General features: G+C 69.4%; 16 protein-coding genes. 5 read left to right on the top strand and 11 right to left on the bottom strand.

From position 1 onward, the window contains the following. Entirely contained in the window at positions 1 to 1257 is a 1257-nt protein-coding gene (locus E5679_RS08150) for an acetoin utilization protein AcuC (RefSeq protein ID WP_420821064.1), read from the bottom strand. Between the two features lie 42 nt (positions 1258 to 1299). Here E5679_RS08150 and E5679_RS08145 point away from each other — a divergent pair, with 42 nt between their 5' ends. Then, a complete protein-coding gene (locus E5679_RS08145) occupies positions 1300 to 2712 on the top strand; it encodes a TrkH family potassium uptake protein (RefSeq protein ID WP_138414583.1) in 1413 nt (470 codons plus the stop codon). Beyond that, the gene (locus E5679_RS08140) at positions 2705 to 3388 is read left to right on the top strand and encodes a potassium channel family protein (protein ID WP_138414581.1); all 684 of its coding nucleotides are present in this window, start codon (positions 2705 to 2707) and stop codon (positions 3386 to 3388) included. Before E5679_RS08145 ends, E5679_RS08140 begins: the two co-directional genes overlap by 8 nt. On the opposite strand, the gene E5679_RS08135 is transcribed toward E5679_RS08140, so the two are convergent. Further along, positions 3349 to 4188, bottom strand: a complete 840-nt coding sequence (locus E5679_RS08135) for an alpha/beta fold hydrolase (protein ID WP_249336018.1) — start codon at positions 4186 to 4188, stop codon at positions 3349 to 3351. The two genes, E5679_RS08140 and E5679_RS08135, sit on opposite strands and share 40 nt — an antisense overlap. 89 nt (positions 4189 to 4277) lie before the next feature. Between E5679_RS08135 and E5679_RS08130 the strand changes: the two genes are divergently transcribed. Beyond that, on the top strand, positions 4278 to 4745 hold the full coding sequence (locus tag E5679_RS08130) for a hypothetical protein (protein WP_138414579.1): 468 nt from the start codon (positions 4278 to 4280) through the stop codon (positions 4743 to 4745). Continuing rightward, positions 4742 to 6274, top strand: coding sequence for an HD domain-containing phosphohydrolase (locus E5679_RS08125; RefSeq protein ID WP_138414577.1), 1533 nt, complete (start codon positions 4742 to 4744; stop codon positions 6272 to 6274). The genes E5679_RS08130 and E5679_RS08125 overlap by 4 nt, the downstream gene beginning before the upstream one ends. 15 nt (positions 6275 to 6289) lie before the next feature. On the opposite strand, the gene proC is transcribed toward E5679_RS08125, so the two are convergent. From proC to E5679_RS08085, 8 genes are all read right to left on the bottom strand, one after another. Beyond that, positions 6290 to 7120 (bottom strand): pyrroline-5-carboxylate reductase, encoded by an 831-nt coding sequence (gene proC, locus E5679_RS08120; protein ID WP_138414574.1) that lies wholly within the window; start codon positions 7118 to 7120, stop codon positions 6290 to 6292. 406 nt (positions 7121 to 7526) lie between these two features. Next, positions 7527 to 8387: a sugar phosphate isomerase/epimerase family protein gene (locus tag E5679_RS08115; RefSeq protein WP_249336017.1), complete on the bottom strand. Its 861-nt coding sequence runs from the start codon at positions 8385 to 8387 to the stop codon at positions 7527 to 7529. Beyond that, entirely contained in the window at positions 8384 to 9403 is a 1020-nt protein-coding gene (locus tag E5679_RS08110; RefSeq protein WP_138414572.1) for a Ppx/GppA phosphatase family protein, read from the bottom strand. Before E5679_RS08110 ends, E5679_RS08115 begins: the two co-directional genes overlap by 4 nt. A 7-nt stretch (positions 9404 to 9410) precedes the next feature. Beyond that, entirely contained in the window at positions 9411 to 9884 is a 474-nt protein-coding gene (locus tag E5679_RS08105) for an SseB family protein (protein ID WP_138414570.1), read from the bottom strand. Continuing rightward, on the bottom strand, positions 9881 to 12658 hold the full coding sequence (gene topA, locus E5679_RS08100) for a type I DNA topoisomerase (protein WP_138414567.1): 2778 nt from the start codon (positions 12656 to 12658) through the stop codon (positions 9881 to 9883). The genes E5679_RS08105 and topA overlap by 4 nt, the downstream gene beginning before the upstream one ends. Positions 12659 to 12761: 103 nt before the next feature. Further along, entirely contained in the window at positions 12762 to 13442 is a 681-nt protein-coding gene (locus E5679_RS08095) for an ArsR/SmtB family transcription factor (protein WP_138414565.1), read from the bottom strand. A 61-nt stretch (positions 13443 to 13503) separates the two neighbouring features. Then, a complete protein-coding gene (locus E5679_RS08090) occupies positions 13504 to 15111 on the bottom strand; it encodes a DUF7059 domain-containing protein (RefSeq protein ID WP_138414563.1) in 1608 nt (535 codons plus the stop codon). Positions 15112 to 15113: 2 nt separating this feature from the next. Next, a complete protein-coding gene (locus tag E5679_RS08085; protein WP_138414740.1) occupies positions 15114 to 15944 on the bottom strand; it encodes an aldo/keto reductase in 831 nt (276 codons plus the stop codon). Positions 15945 to 16040: 96 nt separating this feature from the next. Here E5679_RS08085 and E5679_RS08080 point away from each other — a divergent pair, with 96 nt between their 5' ends. Then, on the top strand, positions 16041 to 16625 hold the full coding sequence (locus E5679_RS08080) for a hypothetical protein (RefSeq protein WP_171042290.1): 585 nt from the start codon (positions 16041 to 16043) through the stop codon (positions 16623 to 16625). Here E5679_RS08080 and trhO read toward each other — a convergent pair. Beyond that, positions 16615 to 17514: an oxygen-dependent tRNA uridine(34) hydroxylase TrhO gene (trhO, locus tag E5679_RS08075; protein ID WP_138414560.1), complete on the bottom strand. Its 900-nt coding sequence runs from the start codon at positions 17512 to 17514 to the stop codon at positions 16615 to 16617. The genes E5679_RS08080 and trhO overlap by 11 nt on opposite strands.

Here is a 17514-nt window from a genome sequence, read left to right as displayed (position 1 = left end):
TCAGTCGAACCACGGGTCCAGGCCATGCACCGGGAAGACCTCCTTGCGCGTGGCCATGATGGCGCGGTCCACGGGGTCGTTCGGGTTGAAGCCGATGTCCCACGAGCGCCACCAGGTGTCTGCCTCCTCGCCCATCCGGTGCGGGATCGTCTGGCCCTCGACGAGCTTCGGGTATTTCTGGGCAGCGAAGTCCTGCCAGGCGGCCGGAATCTCGGTGCCGAGCGGGATGGGATGCCCGCTGGCGATGCCCACGAGATGCGTCCACACCCGGGGCACGACGTGGAGCACGCTGTAGCCGCCGCCCCCCGTGGCCAGCCAGCGGTCGGAACAGAAGCGCGCGGCGAGCCCCGAGACACCGAGCGCGACCTCTCGCTGCGCATCCACGCTGGTCCGCAGATCCGCGAGCGGGTCAAGCGAGTGGGAGTCGCAGCCGTGCTGGCTCACGATCGCGTCCGGGCGGAACGCCTGGACGAGCGGCGGGACGACGGCGTGGAACGCGCGGAGCCAGCCCGCGTCGCCGGTGCGCGCGGGGAGGGCCACGTTGACGGCCGATCCGAGGGCGTCGGGCCCACCGATCTCGTGCGGGAATCCCGTCCCCGGGAAGAGGGTGAGGCCGCTCTCGTGGAGCGAGATGGTGAGGACGCGGGGGTCGTTCCAGAACGCGGCCTGCGTGCCGTCGCCGTGGTGGACATCCACGTCGATATAGGCGATCCGGGCGAAGCCTCCGTCGAGCAGCCGTTGGATGGCGAGCGCCGCATCGTTGTAGATGCAGAAGCCGCTCGCGTGGTCGGCGGCGGCGTGATGCATGCCGCCCGCGAAGTTCACGGCATGCTGGGCCCGGCCGTCGAGAATGGCGTCGGCGGCCTCGAGCGAGCCACCCGCGATGCGCGCGCTCGCCTCGTGCATCCCGGCGAACACCGGATCGTCGTCGGTGCCCAGTCCGCGTTCCGGGAGGGGCGACGACGGGTCCTCGCTCACGCTGCGGACGGCAGCGATGTAGTCGCGGGTGTGGACGGCGGCGAGTTCGTCGTCGCTCGCCACATGAGGCTCGACGACGGCGACCCCCGGGAGCGCGAAGAGGCCGAGTTCTTCGCAGAGGCGGGCGGTGAGGTCGAGCCGACTTGGATGCATGGGGTGGTGAGGGCCGAAATCGTAGGCGAGGAGGGACTCGCCCCACGCGATGCGGGTGGGGTACTCCCTGCGCCGGATCCCGCCCGAGGCCGCGCCTGAGGGCTGCGTCGGTGCGGCATCGGACATAAGGTTCAGGCTACCGGAACGGCCCATGGTTTACTGGTCCCCGTGGCACAGACCCAGTCGTCCTGGCGGCCGACTCCGCCGCGCGAGAGCCTCGGCCCCCTGACCGGGCTGCGCGACGTCGTCGACCGGCTCGCCGCCTCCTCCCCCGCTCGCCTCGCGCTCCTGTCGTTCTTCGGCGTGATCGTCATCTTCACGCTCCTGCTGTCGCTCCCGATTGCCTCCGCCGACGGAAACGCCACACCGCTGCATCAGTCGCTCTTCACAGCAACATCCGCGGTCTGCGTGACGGGGCTGACCGTCGTTTCGACGGCCGCCCACTGGTCCACGTTCGGGCACGTCGTCATCCTGCTCGCCATCCAAGTAGGCGGCTTGGGCATCCTCACCCTCGCATCCGTGCTTTCGCTTGCCATGAGCCGCGGGCTGGGAGTGCGAGGAAAGCTCATCGCCCGAGAGGCCATGAACAACGCCGGGCGCCTGGGCGAGGTCGGCGGGCTGCTGCGCATCGTCGTCGCCACGTCCGTGGTGGTGGAAGGCGTGCTCGCGCTGTTCCTCGCGCCAGCCTTCATCGCCCAAGGTGAGAGCTTCGGGTCCGCCGTGTGGCACGCGGTCTTCTATGCGATCTCCTCGTTCAACAACGCCGGCTTCACGCCCCACAGCGACGGGCTCGTGCCGTACCAATACGATCTGTGGATCCTGGTGCCGCTCATGGTGGGCGGCTTCATCGGCAGCCTCGGCTTCCCCGTGCTCCTCGTGATCCTGCGCTACAAGGCACGCGTGCGCCTCTGGACGCTGCATGCCAAGCTCACGATCGTCGTCTCCTTCATCCTCCTGGCCCTCGGTGCCCTCCTCTGGGGCGCCATGGAATGGAACAATGCACGGACCATCGGCGGCATGCCCCCGGGCGAGAAGGTCGTCCAGGCCGTGTTCGCGTCGGTGATGACGCGCTCGCTGGGGTTCAACCTCGTGGACATGAACCACCTCACGCCCTCGACTCTCCTGCTCTCAGACGCGCTCATGTTCGCCGGCGGCGGGTCGGCCTCGACGGCCGGCGGCATCAAAGTCACCACCGTCGCCGTCATGTTCCTCGCGATCGTCGCCGAGGCACGGGGCGACCGCGATGTCCGTGCGTTCGGCCGGACCATCCCGCAGGAGATCATGCGCCTCGCCATCAGCGTCATCGTCATGGCCGCGACGCTGCTCATGGTGGCGTGCTCGGTCCTCCTGGCGATCTCGGGCGAGACTCTGGACCGCGTGCTGTTCGACTCGATCTCGGCCTTCGCCACGGTCGGCCTCAGCACCGGGCTGACGTCGGAGCTGCCGCCCGCCGGCGTCTACGTCCTCACGGCCCTCATGTTCTTCGGGCGCGTGGGCACCATCACGATGGCCACCGCCCTCGCCCTGCGCCAGCGGCGCGCGCTGTACCACTATCCGGAAGAGAGGCCGATCATTGGCTGACAAGAACCCCCCGGGCCGGCCCAACCCGAACGCGCCAGTCCTCGTGATCGGGCTCGGCCGCTTCGGCTCGGCCACCGCCCAGCAGCTCGTCAAGCAGGGCCGGGAGGTCCTCGCGATCGAGCGCGACCACGACCTCGTCGAGACCTGGGCGCCCGTCCTCACACACGCCGTCCAGGCGGACGCGACCAACCTTGAGGTTCTCCGCCAACTCGGCGCGCAGGAGTTCCAGTCAGCCGTGGTCGGCGTGGGCACCTCGATCGAGTCCTCGGTGCTCATCACCGCCAACCTCGTGGACCTCGGGATCGAGCATCTCTGGGCCAAGGCGATCACGCCCGCGCACGGCAAGATCCTCTCGCGCATCGGCGCGAACCACGTGATCTACCCCGAGGCCGACGCCGGCGTCCGCACCGCGCACCTCGTAAGTGGGCGCATGCTCGACTTCATCGAGTTCGACGACGACTTCGCGATCGTGAAGATGTACCCGCCGAAGGAGACCCAGGGCTTCACGCTCGCGGAGTCGCAGGTGAGGGCCAAGTACGGCGTGACGATCGTGGGCGTCAAGAGCCCCGGCGAGGACTTCACCTACGCCCAGCCGCACACGAAGGTCAGCGGGCGCGACATGCTCATCGTGTCAGGTCACGTCGACCTGCTCGAGCGCTTCGCCGCGCGGCCGTAGCTCCTCCCCCCACGTTGCGCCGTCGCCTCCGCGCGAGCCCACAGGCTCCGAAGCGAGGCGGCAACCCGCTCCGGCTCGATCCTGTGCGGCGGGTCGAAGTGGTGGCGGCCCGCGAACACCTCGAGCCGAAAGTCCGGGAAGACCCCCGACAGCCGCTCGGCGATCTCGCCGTAATCGTCGGGGTTCGAGAGGGCTCCGAGCGCGAAGTAGACCGGCTTGGAGAAGCGGGCGAGCGCGTCCCGGTCCAGCTCGTACGTCTGGAAGGTACGGATGAAGGCCCGGATGCCCGCGGGGCGCAACGCCATCCACGGTGGCTGCTCGCCTCCTCGCACCGGGAGACCCGCGGTAACACCGGGGCGAACGCCGAGCTCCACGAACCGCGCCATGAACTCCTCCGGAGGAAGGCCGTCCAACCCGCGGTACCGCTCCCACAGCAGGCGGTGTGCCTCGCTCCACCCCCAGGTTCCGGCCCACGCGGGCTCGAGCAGCGCGAGACTCTCAAGCCGTTCCCCGTGCTTCGCGGCAAAGGCGAGGGCCGAGGCCCCTCCACCCGAATAGCCCACAAGATGGAACGTCGCCCAACCGAGCTCTTCGGCAGTCCTGAGGACCCCCGCGACTTCCGTATCGAGGCTGTAGTCGGGGGGCGGCGTCGGCCCGGCGTAGACCTCGAGGTCCTTGGCCACTGCCTCGACGCCCTCGCCGAGGGCCGCGATGAGGGCGCCGTAGGCGGGTGCGGCCGGGAGCACGCTGCCCGGAAGGAGGATGACGCGGTGCTGACGCTGGGTGCTGTACATGCTCATGACGCCAGCATGCGATTCGAGGGCCGGGTTGCGCATCGCGCAATCGCGCTATTCTCCGGATCCGCGGACCGCAGTGCAACGATTGAACCATGGCACTGGTGAAGAGAGCGATCCGCGGGGCTGCGGCGGGCGCTGTGGCCACGGCAGCGATGACGGCGGTCTTGGGAGCGGCAGGAGCTTCGGGTCTCCTACACCGCCAGCCACCTGAGAAGATCGTCCGCACCCTTTTCCCGGGCCTGCCAGCTGGAGGGAGGGAAGTCCTCGCTCTTGCCTCCCATGTGGCCTACGGCGTGGGCGGTGGCGCCCTGTACTCGTGCATGACTCCCTCCAAGTACCAAGACGCCGGGACAGGCACCGTCTTCGGCGCGATGGTCTGGCTCGCAGGCTACGAAGGCTGGCTGCCGGCATTCGGCATCCTCCCGCCCGCACACAAGGACCGCCCTGGCAGAGCCGCCAGTGTCTACGTCGCCCACCTCGTGTACGGCTGGACGCTCGGACGAACAGCCTCACTCATCCACGGAAAGGCGGAACGGCGGGATCGAGGACTCGCTCCTTGATCCCAGATCGATCCGTGACGCCGCCTCTGCGCCTCGCCCAGTTCATCGCTGCCATCTCCCTGGCCACGGATCTGGGCATGGGCCAGCCTCTCGAACAGGGCCTGCGAACGTGCCTCGTCTCGCTCGAATTGGCGGAGGCAGCCGGCGTGGGGAAGGACGTCCTCCCGGAGATCTACTACACGGCGCTCCTGCGCTTTCTGGGCTGCACGGCGGACGCCCACGAGGCTGCCGCGATCGCGGGCAACGACATCGCGCTCCGGGCGGCGATCGCGCCTGTCCTGGGGGCGGCGCCGGTCGAGTTCCTGCGGGGCGTCCTGCCGTCCCTCGGAAGCGGGATGAGTCTCCCGCGCCGAGCGTCCCTCACGGCGGGCTTCCTTGCCTCGGGGGCGCAGCGTATGCGGGAGGGCGTTAGGGCGCACTGCGAGGCGGCCGAGATGCTTGCGCTGCGGCTCGGGCTCCCCGCCGGAACCCGCGCCGCGCTCGCCTCTGCGTTCGAACAGTGGGGCGGTCGGGGCTTCCCGAACGGCCTCGCGGGAGAGGCCATTCCTCTCGCGGCGCGCGTCGTCACCGTGGCCCGTGACGTCGAGGTGATCACCCGGCTGGGCGGCCCGGACGCCGCTCGATCGGCGCTGAGAGAACGGGCGGGGCGAGCCTACGATCCGGCTCTGGCCGCCGCCGCACGCCGTCACTTCGACCAGCTTCTGTCGGCGGCGCGCACGGAAGCGCCCTGGGATGTTGCCCTTGACCGCGAGCCCCAGCCGGCCGCCGTCGTCCCCGCCCAACGCCTCGACGAGGTGCTCGCGGTGTTCGCCGACTTCGCGGACCTCAAGGAACCCGACCGCGCGGGCTTCTCGCGGGACGTCGCCGAGCTCGCTGCCGCTGCCAGCCCCGCGCACGCGGACCTGCTGCGGCGCACCGGGCTGGTGCAGGACCTCGGCCGGGTGGCGATCCCCAGCCGCCCCGCGGGAGCCGCTGCGTCGCCGGCCGACGACGAACGGCTCAGGCTCCACCCCTACTACAGCGAGCGCATCCTGGCGAGAGTGCCGACGACGGCGCCCCTCGCCCGCCACGCCGGAGCGCACCATGAGCGCTTGGACGGCTCAGGCTACTACCGAGGCGCGTCTGCTGCAGACCTTCCCTGGGAATCCCGCGTCCTGGCGGCCGCCGTGGCCTTCCGCGAGCTCCTCCTCGAGCCAGCGGCGGGCGTGGCGCCTGAGCCGGCGTCCGCGGCCGACGCGCTGGCCAGCCTCGCCCCCCGACGTCTCGATCCCGAGGCGGTCGACGCGGTCCTCGCCGCGGCCGGCCTTCGGGCCCACCGCGTCCGGGCGGCGTGGCCGGCAGGCCTGACCGACCGTGAGGTCGACGTGCTGCGGCTCATCTGCCGTGGGGCGTCGAAGAAGGAGGTCGCGGCCGCGCTGGTCATCTCCGCCCGCACGGTGGACCACCATGTGCGGCACATCTACGGGAAGCTCGGCGTCTCCTCCCGGGCGGCCGCCACCCTGTTCGCCGTCGAGCACGATCTCCTCTAGATCAAGGCACCCGACTCAGCCGAGCTCGCGCGTGATGTCCTTCGAGCGCTCGGCCGCTGCCCGCGCTCCGTCCGCGATGATGTTCGGAAGACCTCGTTCGTCGAAGGTCGCAATCGCCCGCTCGGTCGTGCCATTCGGGCTCGTGACCGCGCGCCGGAGGGCGACGGGATCCGCGCCGGGCTCGGCGAGCATGTACCCCGCGCCCACCACCGTCTCCCGGGCCAGGCGGAGCGAAAGCTCGGGATCAAGGCCAAGCCGAGTTCCGGCGTCGGCCATTGCCTCGGCGAGATAGAACGCATAGGCGGGGCCTGACCCGCTCACCGCGCTCACCGCGTCCACCTGGTCCTCGGGGACCTCGACCACGAGCCCCAGGCTGTCGAAGAGCTGCTTGACCTTCTCGACGTGCTCCCGCGTCGCGTGCGTTCCGCCGGAGATCGAGACGACCCCACGCCCAAGGCGCGCAGGCGTGTTGGGCATCGTCCGGATGACCGGTTGGCCCTCCGGGAGGGCACGCTCGAGCTGCGCGATGGAAACCGCTGCGGCGACGCTCACAACGACGGCCGACGGCGGCAGCACCGGAGCGATGTCGCGCGCGAGATCCGCTACGCCCACTGGCTTCACCCCGAGGATCACCAGAGATGCCCCGCGCACCGCCTGCTGGTTGGCATCCTCCTCCTCGCCCGTGGCCATGACCGTGACCCCATAGCGCTTCGCAAGCTCAGCGGCGCGGTCACGGCGGCGCACTGTCGCCGTGACTTCCGTCTTGGGAACGCCCGCCGCCAGCAGGCCAGCCATGATGGCCTCGTTCATGGAACCGCAGCCGAGGAAGGCGATCTTGTAGGTCATGCGCCCATCCTGCCAGCCGCCGCCTCTGCGCGCATTCCCAGCTTCTTCACACGTACGCCGAGGCCTACTCACAACATCGGTCCCTACTGTGGTTACTACCTCACAGGGTGCGAGTGATGGAGCGGCCGCTTCCCCAAGCGGTCGCACGGCGCTGGCAGTTGCGGATCATGGTCCCCCACCTTCCCCGCACTGCCAGCGCCTTACTCTTTCCCCAGCTTCCAGCTTCTCTCCAGCTTCCAGCTTCTATCCAGCTTCCGTCTGGGGTGCTCTCAGGCGCTGTTGCCATAGTGGACCCACTCATTAGGTGCGAGTGATGGGTCCGAACGGTTCGCCGGACGGACCAGAGCGCCGGCCCGGCAGGTGATTACCCCCCCAAGATCTCCTGCCGGGCCGGCGTTTCGCTTTCCTAGCGGGCGCTCTGCTGCGCCCCGCTCCTGCCCGCCAGCTGTCCGAGATGGTGCCGCGCGAACTCGAGGGTCTTGGCAAGCATCTGCTCGCGCTCCCCAACCCCGCGAGCCTTCCGTGTGCTGATCTCGGCCACCACCACGCCCTCGAACGCCGAATCGGCAAGGTACTGGAGGCACTCGCCTACCCGCTGCGTTCCCTGCCCGGGCAGAAGATGCTCGTCCCGGAAGGACGCGCCCGATCCGTCCGTGAGGTGGATGTGGCGCACCGACTGGCCGAGCGCTTTGAGTGCCTCGAGGCTGTCCTCCCGTGCGGTGGCGGCGTGCGAGAAGTCCCAGGTGACGTCCCGGTAGCCTTGCCCCACCGGATCCCAGTGCGGGAGGTACGCCCTAGCGTCGCGTCCGCGGACCCGCCACGGGTACATGTTCTCCACCGCGATGTGCACCTCGTACTCCTCCGCGAGGTCGCGGACGCCGATGGAGAAGCCGTCGGCGTAGCCGGTCTGCCACCGAAAGGGCGGATGCACCACCACGGTGTCGCATCCGACCTCGCGCGCCATCTGGCACGAGCGGCGAATCTTGCTCCACGCCCCGCCCCAGACCTGCTGCGTGAGGAGCAGGGTCGGGGCGTGGATGGACACGATGGGCTGATCGTAGCGTTCGGCCAGATGCACCAGCGCGTCTGATTCCTGGCTGGTCGAGTTGTTCGTGACCATGACCTCGACACCATCGAAACCGAGGTCCGCCGCGCACGCGAATGCATCATGGACGCTCAGGGGGTACACGGATGCGCTCGAGAGGGCCACCGGAACCTCTGGCATGCCGTGCGCCTGGCGCCACTCGGGCAGGGTAGCCTCGCTCATCGCGCACTCCAAGCTGGGTGCTGCATCGCGCTGCGACGCCGCTCACTCTCAATCGGCCGGATATGGTCGGGCGGGGCGAGAGGTCCATCGAAGACGAGCTGGTCGAGGCGACGCAAGATAAGTCCTTCCCGGAGGGCCCACGGGCAGATTTCAAGCTCCTCGACCTCGAACAGCTCCATGGCCGCCTCCGCCACGAGCGCGCCGGCCAGAAGTTGGAGGGCGCGGGTCTCGGAGACGCCCGGGAGATGCGCTCTGTCCTCGGAGGACATCGCCGAAATCCTCTGCGTCCAGACCCCCAGATCCGTGCCCTTCAGCACGCGCCGGACGTACGGTCCGGCGCCGCTGGGCGCTGCACCGGCGATCCGGGCGAGCGAACGGAAGGTCTTCGACGTCCCCGTCACCAGCGTGGGCCTGCCGAGGTCTTGGAACGTTCGCACCACGGGCTTGAGGGTCGAGCGGATGTAACGGCGAAGCTCCTTGACGCTCTTGGCGCTGGGCGGATCCTCGGGGAGCCAATCGCGGGTGAGCCGCTGCGCACCGAGTGGGACGGACTCCGCCGCATCGGGAAGCGAGTCGTTCCCCATCGCCATCTCGAACGATCCTCCGCCGATGTCGAGCGACAGGATCTTCTCCCGGCCCCAGCCGTACCAGCGACGTACGGCGAAGAACGTCATCGCGGCTTCCTCGCGGCCCGTGAGCTCTTGGAGAGTCACTCCGGTTTCGCGGTGGATCCGCTCGATCACGGTCTCCCCGTTCTCGGCCTCGCGGATGGCAGAGGTGCAGAACGCCAGCAGGTCCTCGGCGTCGTGGCGGCCGGCGAAGTCCCACGCCTCGTGGACGAAGTCGATGAGCTCCTGCTGGCCCTTCTCGCTGATGCTGCCGTCATCCTCGAGGTGCTTCACCAAGGAGAGCGACCGCTTGTGGGAGGCGAAGGCGATCGGCTGCGCGCCGGGATGGGCGTCCACCAGGAGGAGGTGCACGGTGTTCGAACCGATGTCGAGGACGCCTAGACGCATGTGCCTATTATTCCCCGCCCTCTTCGGTGACAATCTCGGCCGCGCTGTCCAACTCGTCTTGCGTGGCGGGCCGGAAGTCCCGAAGGATCGCCGCGACCTGGTCGGCTGCGAGTTCGAAGCCGAACGCGCTGCCGGGATTCAGGACGATCCCGAGCTCCGGACCGAGGTTCTGCAGGAGGACTGCGCCTTGGGTCGTGACGACTGTCGGGGCGTGCTCGAGGAAGTCGGGCCGAATCCGCGTCTCATCCGTGAAGGCCGCCACCAGCGGCTTGCCCTCTGCGTTCGTGAGCACGAGGGGCTCCACGTATTCGGTCTGGCCCGGTACCGGCTCGGGCACGAGGAGGTGGACGAGGCTGTTCAGGAACGCGAGGACGGGCTCAGTGCTGTCCGCTGCTCCCTTGGAGGCCGCGTCCAGCGCCGCCTCGAGGTCGTTGAGCGGTCGCGGATCGAGGTGCGCCGCCGGCGTCCCGTCGGCGCTCACTTCGCTCCCGCCTTGGCCCGGGTTCCCCCCGCAGCGCGGCGCGCCGGTTTCTTGACCGGTCCCTTCGCGCGCTTCTCCGCAAGGAGTTCGACGGCGCGCTCCCGGGTGAGCTCCTCGAGGGGCGTGGCACGCGGCACCGTGATGTTGGTGACGCCATCGGTGATGTATGGACCGAAGCGGCCTTCCTTCACCACGATGGGCTTGCCGGATTCTGGGTCGTCCCCGAACTCGGCCAGCGGCGGCGCGGCCGTCCGGCCTCCGCGCGTCTTCGGCTGTGCGTAGATCTTGAGAGCCTCCTCGAGGGTGATCGTGAAGATCTCCTCCTCGCTCCCTATCGACCGGGAGTCCGTGCCCTTCTTGAGGTACGGCCCAAAGCGCCCGTTCTGCACCGTGATGACGTTCCCCTCCTCGTCTTTGCCGAGGACACGGGGAAGGCTCATGAGCTTCAGGGCGTCGTCGAGGGTGACTGTGTCGATGCTCATCGACTTGAACAGCGAGGCGGTGCGCGGCTTGACCTTCGCGGGCTTCTTGGGCGGCTTGGGCTTGCCGTTCTTGTAGTACTCGACCGGCTGCGCCGCGAGCTGCTCCGGGGTCGCCTCGGGAATGACCTCCGTGACGTAGGCCCCATAGCGGCCGTTCTTGGCGACGACGGTGTGGCCGGTCAGCGGATCGTCGCCGAGAATGCGCTCCTCAGGACCCGAATTCTCCATCAGCTCGCGGGCCTTGTCCGCCGTGAGCTCATCCGGGGCCAGATCCTCGGGGACATTTGCGCGCTCTGGAACCGTTCCCTCGGGGGCCCCGTCCGGGAGCGGCTTCTCGAGGTACGGCCCGTACTTGCCCACGCGGAGCACGATCCCGGGGGCGATCTCCACGGAGTTGACCTCACGGGCGTCGATTTCCCCGAGGCCGTTGACGATGGTGGTGAGCCCCGGCTTGCCTTCGCCGCCGAAGTAGAACTCGCTGAGCCAATCGGAGCCGGCCTGCTCGCCAGCCGCGATCCGGTCCAGGTCCTCCTCCATCTCGGCCGTGAAGTCGTAGTCGACGTAGTCGTGGAAGTAGTCCTCGAGCAGGCGGACCACCGAGAACGCGATCCAGCTCGGCACGAGCGCGTTGCCTCGGGTGCGGACGTAGCCACGGTCCATGATCGTGGAGATCGTGGCGGCGTAGGTCGACGGGCGCCCAATCCCCCGCTCCTCGAGCGTCTTGACCAGCGAGGCTTCGGTGTACCGCGGGGGCGGGGACGTCTGGTGGCCGTTCGGGGTGAGCTCGAGTGCGTCGAGCGGCTGGCCCGCCGTGAGCGCGGGGAGGCGGCCGCCGTCGCCCGAGCCCGCAGACCCGGCCGAGCCGTTCTCGCTGTCCTCGCGCACCTCGTCGCGGCCCTCCTCGTAGGCAGCGAGGAAGCCGCGGAACGTGATGACCGTGCCCGAGGCCGAGAATTCGGCGTCTTGGCCCGCGGCCTCGCCGGCAGCGGCCACGGCGCCAAGCCGGACCGTAGCGGTGGACCCCTTCGCGTCCTCCATCTGGGACGCGACGGTGCGCTTCCAGATCAGCTCGTAGAGCCGGAATTCGTCCCCGCGCAGCTGGTTGGCGACCTGGGCGGGCGTGCGGAAGGAGTCACCTGCCGGGCGGATGGCCTCGTGCGCCTCCTGGGCGTTCTTGGCCTTCGACACATAGACGCGCGGGCGCGACGGCACGAAGTTCGGGCCGTACAGCTCGGAGGCCTGACGGCGTGCTGCGCTCACGGCCTGATCGCTCAGGGCGGTCGAGTCCGTACGCATGTAGGTGATGTAGCCGTTCTCGTAGAGCCGCTGGGCCACCTGCATGGTCACCCGCGCCGAGAAGCGCAGCTTCCGCGCCGCCTCCTGCTGGAGCGTCGACGTCGTGAACGGTGCCGCGGGCCGGCGTGTGTACGGCTTCTCCTCGACCGAGCGCACCGAGAACGCGGCATCCGCAAGGCCCGAGGCCAGAGCGCGTGCGGCAGCCTCGTCGAGCAGCACCGCGTTCTTCGCGGTGAGCCTGCCGCGGTCGTCGAAGTCGCGGCCGGAGGCAACCTTCTTCCCGTCCACGCTTGTGAGGCGGGCTTGGAAGCGCTGGGCTGCGCCGTCGTCGTCCGCTCCCGCTTGGGGTGCAAGAATCGCGAGGAGGTCCCAGTAGTCCGCGGCCCGGAAGGCCATGCGCTCGCGTTCCCGCTCCACGACGAGGCGGGTGGCGACGGACTGGACGCGTCCCGCCGAGAGGCCCCCCGCGACCTTCCGCCACAGGACCGGCGAGATCTCGTAGCCGTAGAGGCGGTCGAGGACGCGGCGGGTCTCCTGGGCGTCGACCAAGGACTCGTCGACATCCCGCAGCTCCGCCATCGCGCGCTGGATGGCTTCCTTCGTGATCTCGGGGAAGGTGAGGCGATGCACGGGCACCTTGGGCTTGAGCACCTCGAGCAGGTGCCATGCGATGGCCTCGCCTTCGCGGTCACCGTCAGTGGCGAGGAAAAGCTCGTCCGCGTCCTTGAGCTTCGCCTTGAGCTCGGCGACCTTCTTCTTCTTCTCCGGCGACACCACGTAGTACGGCTCGAAGCCGTGCTCGATGTCCACCGCGAACTTGCCCACGGAGCTCTTCTTGAGCTCGGCCGGGAGGTCCGAAGGCTGGGGCAGGTCCCGGATGTGGCCCATCGACGCGTCGACCTCGAAACCCTCGCCCAGATACTGGGCGATGGTCTTGCTCTTGGCCGGCGACTCCACGATCACGAGCTTCTTGCCGGTTTTAGCCTTCGTGGCCACGCTTCTCCTCAGGACAACAACAGGTGCTTGGGCGCAAGTCCCTAGTTCACCATACGACGGCGCCGCACGCGCAAGTGGAGCACGTGCCTGTGGACAACCGCCCTCAGGCAGTCCTGCCGGACGGTTCCTTCACCGCTGCCCTGTGCGCCGCGGGCCGGCCGGGAGCAGGCGCCGTTTCGCGGACCTCGGGAAGCATCGACCACAGCACGTACATCCGCTCGACGCCGGGCCTGCCGTCCGAGCTCTCCTCTGCCTCCTCCGAGGCCCGATCGAATTCGTCCAGCAGCTCCGACATGCGCCGCTTGAACTCCGCGCGCTGCTCGAGGCTCAGCCTGAGCACATTCCCGGAGACCATCATCACAGGCGACTCGTCCGGTTCGCCCCGCCGACGGGCGGCGTCCCGGTGTTTCGCGTGGCTCGCGATGCGCTTGCGGAGAGCGTCGAGCTCCATGTCCACGATCGCGAGGCCGGGGGTCTGGCCCGTGGTGGCCGTGTCGAGGTTCAGGTCTGTCCCCGCGGCCTTCCACCGACGCTCGCGGCCGTCTCCGTCGTTGGGAGCGTCCACCACGATGCCCCACTTCTTGAGCGCGCGAAGGTGATAGCTCATGGCGCTGGGGGTGAGGCCGGTGAAGGCGGCGAGCTCGGTCGCGGTCCAGCTCTTCTGGCTGGAATACAGCTCGTTGATCGCAGCGAGCCGGGCTCCGTGGGCTAGTGCTCTGATTGCCTTGGGGTCCGTGATCCGCACCGGGTTCTCGGTGCGCGGGCTGCGCTTCTTGTCAGTCATGTGCTTCTTACGTCGTGGGGTGGCGGTGTTATTTACGCCACATCTCTCCAAGGATGTCAAACTAAGGCTTCATAAGGAACCCGTCCGCCAGCAATTCCCGCACGTCACGCAGCAGATCCCCCGTGAACGCCTCGTCGTCCCGGCCCAGAAGCGCGGCGAGGGCGCCCGCAATCTGCCGGGCTGAGAGATCGCCGTCGCACGCTGAGACGAACCCCGCCTGCTCGGTGCTGAGAAGAGCGGTGCGCCGGAACCCTGCCCCCTGCCGGAGGAGGATGACCCCGGGGTGTTCCGCACCGGGGCGCTGATGCCGTTCCTCCGTGACGTCGTCGGGGACCAGCAGATGTACCGGTCCTAGGCCGTCCGCCCCCAGCTCCGCCAGCCAGTCAGCCCGTTCGACGGCGGCCTGCCAGTGGGGTCCAAGGGGCTGCTCGAGCGGGTGGGTGAGCTCCTCGAACCGGTCGAGCCGCGCCTGCCCGGCCGAGGGCCTCCGGAGCCACATCATGCCGAAGCCGATGCCGGCCACCCCGCGGGATGCAAAGTCGTCGAGATACGCCGCGTACGCGCCCTCGTATCCCTCCGGGTCACGCTGCTCCGACGCATCCTGAAGCCAGGTCTCGGCGTACTGCTCGGGGCCGATGAGCTCGCGCTGGACGACCCAGGCGCCGACCCCCTCCGGAATCCACGACCGAACACGCTCGTGCCACGCGACGCCCTCCGGCACTTCCCAGTTCCCGAGCAGCTGCGCGGTCCCGCCCTCAGCGAGCACGTCCCCGAGGCCCTGCACGAGTCCCGCAACGAGCTGATCCCCCGGCAATCCGCCGTCGCGGTAGGTGAACTGATCCTCCGCCCGCTCGTCCTCCGCGCGAGGCGTGATGACGAACGGCGGGTTGGACACCACCAAGTCGAACCTCTCCCCCGCCACCGGTTCGAGCAACGAGCCGAGCCTGAGCTCCACCCGCTCCTCGAGCCGGTCCGGGTCGATGCCGAGCTGGTGGGCATTGAGGAGGAGATTGAAGCGCGTGAACGCAAGCGCCCGTTCGGAGACGTCGGTGGCCACGACTTTGCGCGCGTGCCGCAGGAGGTGGAAGGTCTGGATCCCGCAGCCGGTCCCGAGGTCGAGTGCGGTCTCGACCTGGCGGCGGGCCGTCGACTGGACGAGGGTCGTGGAGGCGTGCCCGATCCCCAGCACATGGTCCTTCCGCAGGACGCCGGGGCGCTGGTGGGCGGCGAGATCCGAGGCAACCCACAGCCGAACCTCCCCCGACGCGGCCTCGGCGTCGTCCCACGCGTACGGCCGGAGGTCTACCGCGGCACGCACGCCTCCGCCGTCGTCCGCCCCGCCCAGCTCGGCGAGCCCGAGCGCCTCAAGGCCGCCGAGGCCGATTCTCGGGAAGGCCGCCCCCAGCTGATCGCGGCGCACAGCCCGCCCCAGCAGGAAGAAGCGGACGACGACGGCGAGCCCCCGAGCCCGGCCGTCGTCGCTGTCGAGGGCGCGCGCCGTGGCAACGAGGGCCGGCACCACCTGATCACGCGAGAGGGCGTTGTAGGCCGCCGGCCCGAGGAGCTCGGCGACGCCCTCGACGGTGTAGCCGAGGGTCTCGAGGTCCTCGGCGAGCGCGCGCAGCAGGCCAAGATCGCCGGCAGCGGGAGCCTCGACGCGAAGGGGCATCCTCACGCCTGCGGCATCTGCGTGAACGCCGCCGTCGCGGGGTCCGCACCGATACGGGCCTCGGAATCGAGGGCGTCGATCGCGGCGACCTCGTCCTCGCTGAGCTCGAGGGAAGCGGAAGCAAGGTTCTCGCGCATCCGGTCGGCGCTGGTGGTCTTCGGGATGACGATCGTCCCATGGGCCAGGTGCCAGGCGAGGACGACCTGGGCGGGGGTCGCGTCGTGGGCGCGGGCCGCGTCGGTCACGGCATCCGCATCGAGATCGCGCCCCTGGCCGAGCGGGCTGTAGGCCTCGACGGCGATCCCGGCCGCCCGCGTCCGCTCGAGGGTCTCCCGCTGCTGGAAGGTCGGGTGGAGCTCGACCTGGTTGACGGCGGGGACGACGTCCGTCGCGGCAAGCAGCCGGCCCAGATGGTCCGGGAGGAAGTTGGAGACGCCGATCGTCCGCGCTTCGCCGCGCTCGTAGATGCCCTCGAGCTCCTTCCAAGCTTCGACGTAGAGGTCCTGCGACGGCACCGGCCAGTGGATGAGGTAGAGGTCGATGACGTCGATGCCCAGCGCGCGCCGGCTCGCGTCGAAGGCTGCCCGCGGAGTGCCCTGCTCGCCGTTGCGGAGCTTGGTGGTGACGAAGACCTCCTCGCGCGGCAGGCCCGTGGAACGGAGGGCGGCGCCCACGCCGGACTCGTTCTGGTACGCGGCAGCCGTGTCGATGTGCCGGTAGCCCGCTTCGAGTGCTCCCTCCACCGCGGCCTGGGTCTCGGCGGGCGGCACCTGGAACACCCCGAAGCCGAGCTGTGGGATCTCCACACCGTTGTTGAGCGTCACGTTTCGCACTGCGGACTGGCCCACGGAAGTCTCCTTCGTCGGTTGGTTGCTGTGAAACAACGCTATCGCGACGAAAGGGGTAGCGCTCGGGCCGACGAGCGGCGGATGATCGGGCTCAGGGGGCGCAAGGAGGTGCACATGGGGGTCCGGTGGCCGCGCATGGCCACGGGCGTGGTAGTCATGCTGGCGGCTGCGGCGCTGGCAGGCTGCGAGTACACGTACGACGACGGCCTTCCCCGCCTCGGCGACCGCTCGCCGTCGTCCGCCCCCGCCCCGACGCCCAGCCGCCTGCCACGCCAGAGGTTCCTGCCGCCGTCGGCCGCCGCCTCGGACCCGCCTCCAGAAGAATGGAGCGCGTCGATGCTCACCAGCTGGGCGGAAGCGGCGTTGCCTGACTCCGACGGGCTCTCGTTCAGCTTCGGCTACGGGATCGCGAGGCCCGACCAGCCGGTCCTGGCCACCGCGTTCGTGCCGACGGGAACGCTCGTGCTCGAGTACGCGTGCCGGGGAGCCGCGACGGCGCACCTGTCTCTGACGATCTCCGGCTCGGGCGTCGTCGATTCGGATTACGCGTGCGGGCGCGTCTGGGTGAGGAGCATCGTGGTCCCGGAGAATTCGATCGCCGAGGTGCGCGCTGCGGCCCTGGACGATGATCCCGCGGCGTACGCCTACCGCATCGTCAGGCGCTGACTGCGCACCCCTGGGGGCAGCGAAGCTCCTCCGTTCCCACGGCGCACCCGGCACAGAACAGCGTGAGCTCGCGGCACGCGGGGTTGGCGCAGTTGTGGAAGTCGCTGGTTGGGGCCGAGCAGCGCGCGCAGGTCCCGACGGTCACGGCCGACTCGCTGAACTCGAGGTGCATGCGCCGGTCGAAGACGTAGAGCGAGCCCTCCCACAGCCCATCGTCGCCGAACGCCTCGCCATAGCGCGCGATCCCGCCCTCGAGCTGGTAGACCTCCTCAAATCCCCGCTGCCGCATGAGCGCCGAGAGCACCTCGCAGCGGACCCCGCCCGTGCAATAGGTCACGACCGGCTTGTCCTTGAGCTCGTCGTAGGCGCCGGAGTCCAATTCGCGCATGAAGTCCCGGGTCGTTGCGACGTTGGGCACGACCGCGCCTTTGAACCGGCCGATCTGGGCTTCGAAGGCGTTCCGGCCGTCGAAGAAGACGACCTCCCGCCCTTCCTCACGGCGGGCGTCGACAAGCTGGTGGAGCCCCTCGGGCGTGAGCCGCTCGCCCCCGCCCACCACGCCGTCGTCATCGACCTTGAGTCCCTCCGGGGCGCCAAAGGAAACCAGTTCGGGCCGCACCTTCACGCTGAGGCGCGGGAAGTCCTCTGCACCGCCCTCGGACCACTTCACGTCGATTCCGCGGAAGCCGGGGTATTCCTTCGTGGCGCGCAGGTAGCGCTTCACCGCACTCAGCTCGCCGCCCACGGTCGCGTTGATGCCGTGTTCGGAGACGATGATCCGTCCGCGAAGCCCGAGGCTCTCGCAGAGCGAACGCTGCCAGAGCCGGATTGCCTCCGGATCGGCCAACGGGGTGAAGCAGTAGAAAAGGACGATTCGGTGCAGAGCCAC

This window comes from Sinomonas gamaensis (assembly GCF_005876955.1).
Taxonomy (GTDB): Bacteria; Actinomycetota; Actinomycetes; order Actinomycetales; family Micrococcaceae; genus Sinomonas; species Sinomonas gamaensis.
The sequence above is the reverse complement of the archived record's forward strand: the minus strand, read 5'-3'. Positions and strand labels throughout refer to the sequence as shown.

Bases quoted from the DNA above. Each gene is read 5' to 3' on its own strand.
- E5679_RS08150 (WP_420821064.1), bottom strand. From the start codon at position 1,257: ATGTCCGATGCCGCACCGACGCAGCCCTCAGGCGCGGCCTCGGGCGGG.
- E5679_RS08135 (WP_249336018.1), bottom strand. From the start codon at position 4,188: ATGAGCATGTACAGCACCCAGCGTCAGCACCGCGTCATCCTCCTTCCG.
- E5679_RS08130 (WP_138414579.1), top strand. From the start codon at position 4,278: ATGGCACTGGTGAAGAGAGCGATCCGCGGGGCTGCGGCGGGCGCTGTG.
- proC (WP_138414574.1), bottom strand. From the start codon at position 7,120: ATGACCTACAAGATCGCCTTCCTCGGCTGCGGTTCCATGAACGAGGCC.
- E5679_RS08115 (WP_249336017.1), bottom strand. From the start codon at position 8,387: ATGAGCGAGGCTACCCTGCCCGAGTGGCGCCAGGCGCACGGCATGCCA.
- E5679_RS08110 (WP_138414572.1), bottom strand. From the start codon at position 9,403: ATGCGTCTAGGCGTCCTCGACATCGGTTCGAACACCGTGCACCTCCTC.
- E5679_RS08095 (WP_138414565.1), bottom strand. From the start codon at position 13,442: ATGACTGACAAGAAGCGCAGCCCGCGCACCGAGAACCCGGTGCGGATC.
- E5679_RS08090 (WP_138414563.1), bottom strand. From the start codon at position 15,111: ATGCCCCTTCGCGTCGAGGCTCCCGCTGCCGGCGATCTTGGCCTGCTG.
- E5679_RS08080 (WP_171042290.1), top strand. From the start codon at position 16,041: ATGATCGGGCTCAGGGGGCGCAAGGAGGTGCACATGGGGGTCCGGTGG.